Source organism: Paenibacillus cellulosilyticus, assembly GCF_003182255.1.
Taxonomy (GTDB): Bacteria; Bacillota; Bacilli; order Paenibacillales; family Paenibacillaceae; genus Paenibacillus_T; species Paenibacillus_T cellulosilyticus.
Window position 1 is genome coordinate 1 of record NZ_QGTQ01000001.1, and the last position, 11,791, is coordinate 11,791.

General features: G+C 50.6%; 8 protein-coding genes and 1 rRNA gene. All 9 read right to left on the reverse strand.

Annotation, left to right across the window (positions count from 1 at the left end):
* Window positions 1-241 (reverse strand): 16S ribosomal RNA (locus DFQ01_RS00005); the annotation flags it as partial.
* A 367-nt stretch (window positions 242-608) separates the two neighbouring features.
* Window positions 609-2,651, reverse strand: a complete 2,043-nt coding sequence (gene ligA, locus DFQ01_RS00010; protein ID WP_110041828.1) for an NAD-dependent DNA ligase LigA — start codon at window positions 2,649-2,651, stop codon at window positions 609-611.
* A 99-nt stretch (window positions 2,652-2,750) separates the two neighbouring features.
* On the reverse strand, window positions 2,751-5,165 hold the full coding sequence (pcrA, locus tag DFQ01_RS00015; protein WP_110041829.1) for a DNA helicase PcrA: 2,415 nt from the start codon (window positions 5,163-5,165) through the stop codon (window positions 2,751-2,753).
* Window positions 5,166-5,501: 336 nt separating this feature from the next.
* The gene (pcrB, locus tag DFQ01_RS00020; protein WP_110041830.1) at window positions 5,502-6,209 is read right to left on the reverse strand and encodes a heptaprenylglyceryl phosphate synthase; all 708 of its coding nucleotides are present in this window, start codon (window positions 6,207-6,209) and stop codon (window positions 5,502-5,504) included.
* A 112-nt stretch (window positions 6,210-6,321) separates the two neighbouring features.
* Window positions 6,322-6,582: a hypothetical protein gene (locus DFQ01_RS00025; RefSeq protein WP_110041831.1), complete on the reverse strand. Its 261-nt coding sequence runs from the start codon at window positions 6,580-6,582 to the stop codon at window positions 6,322-6,324.
* A 4-nt stretch (window positions 6,583-6,586) separates the two neighbouring features.
* Window positions 6,587-7,828: a Ger(x)C family spore germination protein gene (locus DFQ01_RS00030; protein ID WP_245946459.1), complete on the reverse strand. Its 1,242-nt coding sequence runs from the start codon at window positions 7,826-7,828 to the stop codon at window positions 6,587-6,589.
* Complete coding sequence (locus DFQ01_RS00035; RefSeq protein WP_110041833.1) at window positions 7,825-8,931, reverse strand: GerAB/ArcD/ProY family transporter; 1,107 nt, start codon at window positions 8,929-8,931, stop codon at window positions 7,825-7,827. Before DFQ01_RS00035 ends, DFQ01_RS00030 begins: the two co-directional genes overlap by 4 nt.
* Before the next feature lie 3 nt (window positions 8,932-8,934).
* Window positions 8,935-10,515 (reverse strand): spore germination protein, encoded by a 1,581-nt coding sequence (locus tag DFQ01_RS00040; RefSeq protein ID WP_110041834.1) that lies wholly within the window; start codon window positions 10,513-10,515, stop codon window positions 8,935-8,937.
* Window positions 10,516-10,561: 46 nt separating this feature from the next.
* On the reverse strand, window positions 10,562-11,674 hold the full coding sequence (locus tag DFQ01_RS00045) for a GerAB/ArcD/ProY family transporter (protein ID WP_110041835.1): 1,113 nt from the start codon (window positions 11,672-11,674) through the stop codon (window positions 10,562-10,564).
* Window positions 11,675-11,791: the final 117 nt, after the last annotated feature.

Genomic DNA, 11,791 nt, shown 5'->3' on the forward strand with positions numbered 1-11,791 from the left:
CCATCCACAGGTGACAGATTGCTCCGTCTTTCCCGATCTCCCCATGCGAGGAAATCGATTATCCGGTATTAGCATTCGTTTCCGAATGTTATCCCAGTCCTGCAGGCAGGTTGCCTACGTGTTACTCACCCGTCCGCCGCTAAGCATCAGAGGTGCAAGCACCTCATCAACTCCGCTCGACTTGCATGTATTAGGCACGCCGCCAGCGTTCGTCCTGAGCCAGGATCAAACTCTCCATAAAAGAAGTGCTTGTTTAGCTCATTAAAAGCTGACTTACTTTATTCGTTTGGATCGACGTGATCCATATGTTCAGTTTTCAAAGAACTTGTCTTTCTTATATTCGCCACCGTTTCTTGCGGCGACATTTATATACTTTATCAGCTTTCGTTCTCAGTGTCAACAACTTATTTCATTCATTTGTGATGAAGTTCGTTGTTTTTCGACGCCGTCCGAAGCGACAAGAAATAATATACCACGTCGAAAACTCAATTACAACTTGTAAAATAAGACAATTGATATTCCGTCTACAAATTAGAAACCGCGAGACATAAGCCAGCATAGAGCCTGCCCATATCCCGCGGTCCATATCCTTTTATACCATTAGATGATTACTCCCCAAGCATCTGCTTGAACATCTCTTCATCTTCAATAACCGTAATGCCAAGATCCTTCGCTTTGGTCAGCTTGCTGCCCGCACTCTCACCCGCGATAACGAAGTCGGTCTTCTTGGATACACTGCCTGAAACTTTGGCCCCTAGTGCTTCCAGCTTCTTCGCAGCCTCGTCGCGCGTCATGGTCGGAAGCGTACCCGTCAGTACAACGGTCTTGCCATTAAAGACACTATCCGCTGCACCTACTGCCACTGCACGCTGTTCAGCCTCTGCTTTCACGCCATATTCGCGCATACGTGCGATGCTGCTCTTCACGAGTGGATCGGCGAAGAAGCTGACAATGCTGTCCGCAACAATCCCGCCGATATCCGGCAGCTGGACGAGATCCTCTTCGCTTGCCGCCATCAATGCATCGAGACCTCCGAAATGGTCCGCGAGCACCTTCGTCGTCGCTTTCCCCGTATTCGGAATGCCGAGCGCGAAGAGGAAGGCAGCGAGATCGCGATCCTTCGACTTCTCGAACGCTTCGAGCAGCTTCTGCGCTTTACGTTCACCGAAACGCTCAAGCTTAATCAGATCGTCAAAGGTGAGTGCGTATAGATCGGCTGGGTCGCGCACTTCACAATCTTCATATAATTGTTCCGCGGTCATAACGCTGAACGTCTCAATGTCCATCGCATCGCGGGAAGCAAAGTGCGTAATCCGTCCTATCAACTGCGGCTTGCAGCCTAGCTTATTGTTGCAGAACAGATGGGCGCCGCGCTGCTCGAGCTCCGTACCGCAAGAAGGACATTCTGTCGGGAACGCGATCTCTTGCCCTTCCTCATCATCCGCCTTCCCGAGAATCTCGGGGATGACGTCATTGGATCGACGAATGAAGACGCGAGTACCTAGCGCGTGCTTCAAGTTTTTGCGCTCGATATCGCCAATGTTATTAAGCGTACAGTTCTGTACCGTAACACCTGCGAGCTCGACAGCTTCAACACGTGCAACCGGCGTTATTTTACCCGTACGACCTACTTCCCAGGATACAGACTCGAGAACGGTTGTCGTTTCTTCCGCTTCAAACTTGAAGGCTACCGCCCAACGCGGGAACTTGTCGGTATAGCCCAGCGCCTCACGCGTGCGCATATCAACGAGCTTCACTACGGCACCATCAATGAGATAGTCGAGTGTTGGACGCATTTCGGTAATACGAGTCATTTCTTGTTCGACTTCTTCTATAGAATCGCAGTAGGTGACATATGGGTTCACCTTGAACCGATTGTCGATCAGAAACTGCTGCATTTGACGATGCGTCTCAAAGGACACGCCTTGTGCGTGACCCACATTATAGAAGAAAGCATCCAGCTTGCGCTCTGCCGTGATGCGTGGGTTCTGGTTGCGAAGTGCGCCTGCTGCTGCGTTGCGAGCGTTCTTCAGCGGGTCCTCCGCTGTTCGGTTGTAAGCCTCTAGTACAGAAAGGTTCATTATGCCCTCACCCTGCACTTCAATGAGCCCTTCTGTAAAAGGAATCGTGAGAGGCACGGAGCGAATCGTCTTCACCTGTGCTAGAATACCCTCGCCCACTACGCCATTGCCGCGCGTCGACGCTTGAACGAGACGACCTCCGTCATAGGTCAAATTGAGCGTTAAGCCATCATACTTAAGCTCAATGACATAAGAAGGTGCCGGAAGCGGCGGTTGACCCGGATTCTTCGTATTCCAGTCGCTTACTGCCTTCGTAACTCTTTGATTCCACGCACGCAAATCTTCGACGTTTTGTGCTTTGTCGAGACTCCATAGGCGGGATAGATGGCGGTGCGGGTCAAACCCTTTGAGCAACTCGCCGCCAACACGCTGCGTCGGGGAATGATCCAAGACGACGCCCGTCGATTGCTCAAGCGCAGTCAGCTCGTCGTAAAGCTTGTCGAACTCAGCGTCACTGATGGTCGGGTTATCGAGTGTGTAATAGTTGTAGCTGTGGCGTGCAATTTCGTCAGCCAGCTGCTTCATGCGCTCCAACTGCTCTGGCGCCGCGGCTCCTGCGTATTGATCCATCGATCATATCCCTCTTCCTATCGGATAGTCTTCCGTACCGTGCTTCTACTCTCTGCGTGCACGATACGGAAATGGATGTTTCCGTTCTCATCTATCTGATTAAACCTTGGTGATTGGAGCAAAAGCAGCCAGCAGCCGCTTCAGGCCGACTGGTGCCGGAAACGCGATCTGCAGCTCGGTGTCCTTATCGGTGCCTTTGACTGCAACGACGACGCCCTCACCGAATTTGGCGTGGGTGACCTTGTCCCCTGCCGCGAACTGCCGCGCTGCGCCGTCTGATGCGGCGCTTGCACCACCCGCTGCAGAACCGAGCGGCGTAGACACACGAACGCCGCTGCTGGTTGGCGCTGGCGCTGGCGTACCGCTCGGAACGACGCGCCCGGTGCCAGGCGCGCCGCCGCTCCGGTAGCCGAAGCCGCCGGACTGCGGGCTGCTAGCCGGCGAGCCGCCGGCGTTAGGCGCTGCGGCGCCCCCGCGGCGCACGGCGGACCATCCGCCTGCGGTGCCGCCGCTGAAGCCAAGCCCGCCGCCGCCGATGGTGCGGCCAGGCGAGGCGATCGTCTTCACGTCCTCCGGAATTTCTTGGAGGAAGCGTGAAGGCGGGTTCGAGTTGGTACGGCCGAAGAGCGTACGCATGCGAGCGCAGAGCAGGTAAAGCATTTTCTCCGCACGGGTAATACCAACGTACGCCAAACGTCTCTCTTCCTCCAACTCCTCATTGTCCATAAACGCACGGCTGTGCGGGAAGACGCTCTCTTCCATACCAATGATGAAGACGACTGGGAACTCCAGGCCTTTCGCGCTGTGCATCGTCATCAGAATGACTGCATCTTGCGGTTCATTATCTTCTTCATCTTTGTTCATCGAATCGATATCTGCAATAAGTGCGAGATCCGTCAAGAAAGCCACGAGTGATTTGTCTTCATTGTTCTTCTCAAACTCGAGCGTGACGGACAAAAACTCCTCGATGTTCTCGATACGCGCTTTGGACTCCAGCGTGTTCTCACGCTGCAGCTCCAAACGGTATTCGGACAGCTCGAGAATTTTCTCCGTCAGCTCCGTTACGGACAAGTAATCCACCATACGGGTTAAGTTAGCAATCATATCGCGGAATTGGATAAGTGCTGTGCGTGCCTTACCTGTTACTTCGATTCCACCGAACTCATCGAGCGTACCGAGCGCTGCAAACATGGAAATGCCGCGGCTTGCAGCATCATCTGCAATTCGGCCAACGGTTGTGTCGCCGATGCCCCGCTTCGGTACGTTCACGATCCGAGTCAAGCTAATGTCATCGTCCGGGTTGGAGATAAGACGCAGGTAAGCGAGCAGGTCCTTGATCTCTTTGCGATCATAGAACTTGATGCCGCCGACGATTTGATACGGTATATCCGATTTGATGAGAATTTCCTCGATTACACGGGACTGCGCATTCGTACGGTACAAAATCGCATGATCCGCATACTTGCGTCCTTCTTTCACATGCTTGCTAATCTCACCGGTTACGAAATAACCTTCATCGTGCTCCGAGTCCGCTTGATAGATCGTCAGCGGCTCGCCTGGTCCTTGGTCCGTCCACAGCCGCTTCGGCTTGCGTCCCCCGTTGTTGCCGATTACGGCGTTCGCTGCGTTCAAAATATTCGATGTCGAACGATAGTTCTGCTCGAGCAGAATCGTCTTCGATTCTGGGTAATCCTCTTCGAAGTTAAGAATGTTCGTAATGTCCGCCCCACGCCAACGGTAGATCGACTGGTCACTATCACCAACTACACAAATATTATGATGCTTGTCTGCAAGCATTCGGCACAGCATGTACTGCGCCCGGTTCGTATCTTGATACTCGTCGACATGGAGGTATCGGAATTTGTTCTGATAGAACGTGAGCACATCTGGCTCATCCTTGAACAATTTAATCGTCGTCATAATCAAGTCATCAAAGTCGAGCGAGTTGTTCGCGCGAAGCCGCTTCTGGTACTGTTCATACACATTGGCTGCGATCTGCTCGAAGTAATCGCCCACCTTCGCTGAGAAACGTTCTGGTGTGAGCAGTTCATTCTTCGCGCTGGAGATGGCTGCTTGTATAGCTTTCGGCTCGATTTTCTTCGTGTCGATCTTCTGTTCCTTCATAATGTTGCGAATGACGGACAGCTGATCGGCCGAGTCGAGAATGGAGAAGCTGGACGTAAAGCCGATTCGGCTAATATCACGACGCAAAATCCGCACACACATGGAGTGGAAGGTCGAGACCCAAATATCGCCGCCGGACGGGCCAACCAGCTTCGAAACACGATCCTGCATTTCTCGCGCTGCTTTATTCGTAAACGTAATGGCGAGAATGCTCCATGGAGCGACCCGCTTCTTTTCAATTAAATATGCAATGCGATGCGTGAGCACGCGCGTCTTACCGCTACCTGCGCCCGCCATAATGAGCAGTGGTCCGTCTGTCGCCTGCACGGCTTCTCGCTGCTGCGGATTGAGTTTCTGAACCGCTGCATCGATATCAATGGAATTAAACATATAATCGTTACTCCTCCGTCTATAGCTAGCTTTCCAAACGATCGATCCTACCTTCCTAAAATGATCGCTCAGAACATGTTGTTCGTATCGTTGTTCGCCTCTGTAAGTCTAGTCTAGACAACGGCGAGTGAAGTGTCAATTTCAGATTTTCCATTGTTCTGTAAGCTGCTGCGCACGAAGGACTGCCGCCTTTATGCACAAGAAAAAAACGATTCTTCCGGAACGGGAGAGCGTTGCAGCGTAACGATTGTATACGTTCTGACTGCCTGCACCTCTTGTTGTCTATCCATCCGAAAAAACCGTCTGTTGTCTTCTTTTATAGCTGCGGTCTATTGCCTATACCCCAATCTCAACAGCCTTCACCGCTTGTACAGTTGCCAGTGCAGCGTCTAAGTTGTCATAGATGACATTACCCACCACAACAGTACGGGCAGCGCGTGCCGCCTCAGCCGCTTTGTCCGGACCATCGATGCCGCCGCCGTATATCACATGCGCCTGAGACACCATCTCTGATGCCCGGCGTACGAGCGACATATCACCGAACTTACCGCTGTATTCAATATAAATAATTGGAAGACGCAATAATCGATCTGCCGCCTGTATATAGGCAATAGCCTCATCGCTGCTCAGGTTGGCATTCGCACCGCTTACGCGAGCTGCCGTAGCATCCCCGTTCATGATGAGATAACCTTCACCGACCGTAATCTCCCATGGAATGAGATGTCCAAACTCTTGAAGCGCTGCCGTCTGCCTGCCGATCAGCCATTCCGCTTGCTGCGCATTCAGTACAAGCGGGACCAAATAGTTGTCAAAGCCAGGCACTGCCGCTTCCAAACTCGTAACTTCAAGCACGCAATCGACCGCATACCTGCGAACCCGAGACATAAGCTCAACCGTATTATCATACGTAAGTCCGCTTGAGCCACCGACCATAATAGCGTCTGTGCCAGACATACATACGGCTTCAAGCACCTCGTCCGAAATTTCGCGATCCGGGTCCAGCTTGAACACATGCCGCCAGCCCGAGTACCACGCCCCGTTCATCCTGTCACTCTCCGCTTCTATAGCATAATGACATCAGTCTAGGACAAGGGGGATCCAAATGTCAAACCAAGTCAGCCTTCAGCAACCGCGGGTGAAGGGCACACCCTATCTTTCAATCAAACCCCCATTTCATAATGGGACGTATAAACTGCGTGATCGGTCTTACACATGCATCAAACATAGCCAGACTGGTGAGCTGCGATGCGACTACCCACTTCTGTACATAGGCAAATGTAATGACAAATGCCCAAATGAGCACACAGGCGTACCATATAAAATCTCTGTAATACCGCTTATGGAGCAGCGTCCTGCCTCCTATATAAAGCACGATAATGAATATCGAGGTGACTAGTATCGTCGTTGTATAGTACAAGCTATTATCTTCCCTTCTTCTGTCCCTGCTCCGTTAAGTATTGGAACGATTTGTTGCTTAGCCCCATTCGTGTAATTCGGAGGTGCACCTTCGTTTCAAGCGGAGCCTCTGCGAACACGCTGCCCCAATCCTGACTCCACTGCTTCCAAGCTTTCGGATATTTGCGATGGGCTTTCTCTGCTGCTCCGAAAACATCTGTTTTCATTTGCTGCCCCTGTTTCCATGCCCCGTCGATGATTGCTTGAAGCTGCTGTCCGCCGCTGCTCTCCAGCTTCTGAGTGACGCTGGTCTTGTACAAATTTTGAGCGCAATCCGACTCTGATAATGTACCTGAAGCATGAACCTCCGCCGTATATCCGAGTTTTCCTTCATTCAGCTTTGGTTTGAGTTTGGTTGACGACTGCTGAATGAGAATAGTGTCAAATCCGCTGTGCCCTTCCTCATCCGTGCATGGAATAGCTATCGTTGTCTGTTTCACTTCATTCCGTAAAAAACTAACCCCGAGCGACTGCTTGCGATTCATCCATCCAATCATATGGTCCTCACGCATAATGGCCAGTCTCCCAAGCTTCAGCTTGGAAGGAATGGTTGTATGGGTGAAAGCGTCCAGTGTGGACGTATCCTCTGTCCCCGAAATAAAAATTTCAGGAAGGACACCACTTTTCGCGTCACTCGTCAGGTCCATTGCCATTTGATAAACCGGAACGTTGGGCAGAATGGACGAGTTTCTGGCCTCGGACGTAATAATGTCTTTCATTCCTTCACCCGGAATGATCTGCAGCTGCATGAATTGCTCTAATATCCGCCGAGCTTTACCAGGTGTTACGAGCATACTGACCGTCTCACGAGGCCCTGAGTTACGAAAATAAACGTCCAGCAATTCATTGAAACCACGGCGTGCTACTTCCTCGCTTAGGATGACGACCCTGTTATGTGCGTAGAACAGCTTGCGCGGACTCTCGGAGTAGCTGTGCATCATGGCCTCACGAATCGATTTCCCCTTAGTCGAGTACACGATAACAGGAGATTGCGGTGTTCCTCCCCCCGTCGTTCCTACTCCGGCAGAAATCGCAGCAGGTATAAGAACCTGATAGGAAACGATCCAGTTGTGACCGTCCCAGTCAATTCCGGTTGCCGAAGTAATCGCCAGCTCATTCAGTTCGATCCGATTCCAGCAGCCCGTTGCCACAAGGCTAAGGCCCAATAAAGCGGCAGTCATCACGGCTCCACGCACGAAACGTATCATGAGGATTGCGCCCCTTTCTTGCTGTTATTCCCCCTTGTTACAAGCAAACAGAATCCGATGCATAGCGGGAGAATAATGTTGAACATGGACAAGAACGGAATACTGTCAACAATGACAAAGCGTCCGAGCTCGAGATTTCGCGTCCAAGTTACGATCGTGGTGACGATCGCAAGCAGACTGATTGAAAACAGGGTATGCCTTATGCTCTTCAGCCTGAAGGTGTATGTAATGCAATGTACGGACGCAAATAAAAACACTGACATTTTGACATACATGGTCATTCCCCAAACGGAAACTGTATAAATCTCGATTCGTTCCAGAAACTTGCCGACTTCTACAATGCCAACCATATTAAAAAGCGGATAGGACATCATACGAACGACCTCAGAGCCAAACACGCTAACGGCCATAACCGTGACGATCAGCAGCTGAGCTGCACTCCCTAGCGACCCAATGATTCCAGCTTTCATGACCGATTTCGGATTCTTCATATAAGGCTGAAGGATAAGCAGAATCGAGATTTCGGACAGCCAACCGATCGGGGAAATCGCCGCCAACCCAATTCGGGAGGTGCCCGCATCAAAGAAGGGCAGCAGCTTCTTCAGATTAATGTCGTCGAAGTTAAGCCCAACCGAGACCGGAATTACGAGAATAACCATAAACATGACTAGTGCTGCAGATCGCGCAACCGCTTCAATGCCATGAGCAATTGAGAATGCAGCTACACCAACCATAACAGCTATCAGCATGACAATTGGCGTCTCATCCAGTACCATGTCCGCAATGAAGTTAGCGAACTGTCTAACGATCATACAGAAGGAATTGAAGTAATAAACGCCAAGCAGTAAGCCCACCACCATGCCGACTATCCTGCCAAATCGATTCTCCATCCACTCAATAAACAAGAAACCCGGATTCGTTTTACATATGGCTGCAATTGTAATGGCGATGATGACACCTGCCACAGCAGCGATAAGGACAGATATCCATGCGTCGTTAGCGGCGAAACCAATCGTCACGCTAGGAATAGATAAGAGGGCTGTCGGCGTAATCGTATTGATCACAATGGCGACCGTCTGTAAGGTCGATATCTCTGGCTTCATCGCTCAAGCACCTTCCTGGTCTGGATCTGGCCGTTTGCCGCCGCCAATCCGATTCTGATTCGGAACTTGATGAGAGGACATACCGATCGGACGTTTGCGCATTGCCCACCATGGGACACGAATGAACGTGTCCTTGAGATTTGAAACAATCAATGGTGAAAACGGCAGCAGGTAAGGTTTGCCGAATGAACGGAGTCCGCACAAATGCGCCAACAACACCATTAGTCCCGACATAATGCCAAACAATCCAAACGAGCCCGCAAGGATCATGAGAACGAACCGAATGAGCCTTGCTGCAATCCCCATATTAACTGCAGGTATAACGAAGCTCGCGATTGCAGTGAACGAGACGACAATAACCATCGCCGCAGAGACAAGACCAGCTTGAACGGCCGCTTGACCGAGTACAAGTGCGCCAACGATTGAGATCGCAGGACCGATAATACGAGGCATCCGGACCCCGGCCTCACGCAATATTTCGAAGGTGATCTCCATTAGAAATGCTTCAACAAGCGCTGGGAAGGGAACCCCTTCACGCTGCGCAGCAAGACTAATGAGCAGGGAAGTCGGCAGCATTTCCTGATGAAACGTCGTAATGGCGATATAGAGCGATGGCAGCAGCATCGAAATAAAGAAGGACGTCATCCGAATGAGCCGGAGAAACGTCGATATATCATAGCGTTGATAATAATCCTCGCTCGATTGGAAAAATTTCACGAAGGTGACAGGCGTGATGAGAACAAACGGAGTGCCCGACACCATGATAACGACCTGCCCTTCTAGAATGCTCGCACAAGCTGTATCTGGCCGTTCTGTATTCTGAATCAGCGGAAACGGTGTAAACGCTTTGTCTTGAATAAATTCTTCTATGTATCCACTTTCTAGAATTGCATCAATCTCAATCTGTTCGATACGGCGATGCACTTCTTTCACAACATCATCCTGCGCGATCCCCTGCAAGTAAATGACAGCGATGTTCGTACGTGTCTCTCGTCCGACGATCTTATAGTCGACGCGTAATTTAGGGGATTTAATTATTCGTCGAACGAGTGCCGTATTCGTCCTCAAATTCTCTGTGAAGCCTTCCTTCGGACCACGAACAACGGTCTGGGAGGTTGGCTCTTCCACCGACCGACTCTCTCCGCCAGTCGTATCGATAATGATTGCTCTGAGGCTTCCATCTACAAGAATGACAGAGCTGCCCTCAAGCATCGCATATCCTACTTCCTCAACGGCCGTGGCTGGAAAGATTTTGCCGACTGCAATCGACCGCTCCATCAGATGCGTGTATAAGCTATCCGTCTCTTCTGTTGCTTGGCTGTTGGCATCTTCCAATAAACCAAGCAGCATCGTACCAATTGCAGTGCCATCCACAATGCCATCAATATAAAACAAGGCATATCGCTGATTAGGAAATGAACGATGGGTCAACGTTCGGCATACGATATCCGCTCCTCCGCCAAGGAATCGCTCAAGCCGCTCCATATTTTGTTCCAAGTCGGGAACAAGCAGCTGTTCGACATGCTGTTTTTGGTCATCGCCAGCTTGTTTATCATTGCCTGCTGTTTGCTTCTTGAACATCATCGGACTCCTTTCCTCGCTTCACGTATTGCTTCAACCTGTATTGCTGTTACCGCTGCCGCTGGCTAGCGCCGTTCGATTTGTTGCGAACTTTCTTCCGCAGTAACATGACAAGCAGCAGAACAATTGGAATGACGATTTGAAAAATCGGAAAATGATATTTCAAGTTCCTTTCAAACCCGACATTGACTTGATGCATATAACTTTTGAACCAGAAGGATCCGACATAAATGCCGATCCCAACCGGAATTGCTGCTATGCGCAGCGAAATACGGAACAAATAGGAGAATGCAATCGATGCTCCCAAATAATAAGCCGTAAGCTTCACGTATACCGCGGAAAACACAAGCAGTGACACAAGCGGATCGATTCTTTCCAAAAGATTGCTGATTTCTACGAATGTCGTTGCCTGCAACAGCGGTACGACACTCCAGCCTGCGAACTGGCCAAGTGAGGCAATCGTGATAATGTTCATCAGCGTAATAAAGAGGCCTGCGAACACGTAGCCCTTAATCGTCATCCTTATTACGACCCCATATTCATCCGCAGCGGTATAACGCCAGAACATGAGAAACAACACAACCTCCCCGAATGGGAAGGAGATAATCTCCGGAATAGCTGCATCCCACACGGGCTTGAATCCATGCTCAAGCATAGGCATCAACCGGCCCAGGTCGATCAACCCAGCGCTAAGCAGTAGAATGAACAGCACGACGTAGATCATAACTAGAATCGGAAGCAGCACTTCCACCATTCGAAAGAAGACGCCTGGTCCCCCGAGAACCGCATAGCCACCAATGAAGCATATGATCAGAATAACCATCGACAATGGTGTATCCGGCAGTAAATACATAATGGAAAGATCCGCGAACTCACGGACATTGCGAATACATTTGTAGCTGTAATAAATAACATAGATGAATCCGAACACGAAACCGATAATGCGGCCAAAATATAGCTTGAAGATCTCGATTAGATTTCGATCCGGTTCAAGCCTCTGAATCTGAAGCGTTACACAGCTAAGCAGCAGCAGCCCCGCCAGCGCGCCGACGAGTACGGACATCCATGCATCGCGATCTGCATTACCTCCCAACAGAAACAACGAGGAGCTTCCGATCAAGAACAGAATGACGGTCGAAGCCAGCTGTCTAGGGGTTATCACGGCTCGTCAGTCCCCCTCTCTGTCACGTCACCATTAATAGGGATGGCTTGTGTTTCTTACCTTCCCCCACTGATTGGAAAATGATGCACACGCAAAAAAGACAGGCAGATGTCCGTT

Excerpts from the sequence above, each read along its gene's own strand:
- ligA (WP_110041828.1), bottom strand. The coding sequence starts at position 2,651 with ATGGATCAATACGCAGGAGCCGCGGCGCCAGAGCAGTTGGAGCGCATG.
- pcrA (WP_110041829.1), bottom strand. The coding sequence starts at position 5,165 with ATGTTTAATTCCATTGATATCGATGCAGCGGTTCAGAAACTCAATCCG.
- pcrB (WP_110041830.1), bottom strand. The coding sequence starts at position 6,209 with ATGAACGGGGCGTGGTACTCGGGCTGGCGGCATGTGTTCAAGCTGGAC.
- DFQ01_RS00030 (WP_245946459.1), bottom strand. The coding sequence starts at position 7,828 with ATGATACGTTTCGTGCGTGGAGCCGTGATGACTGCCGCTTTATTGGGC.
- DFQ01_RS00035 (WP_110041833.1), bottom strand. The coding sequence starts at position 8,931 with ATGAAGCCAGAGATATCGACCTTACAGACGGTCGCCATTGTGATCAAT.
- DFQ01_RS00040 (WP_110041834.1), bottom strand. The coding sequence starts at position 10,515 with ATGATGTTCAAGAAGCAAACAGCAGGCAATGATAAACAAGCTGGCGAT.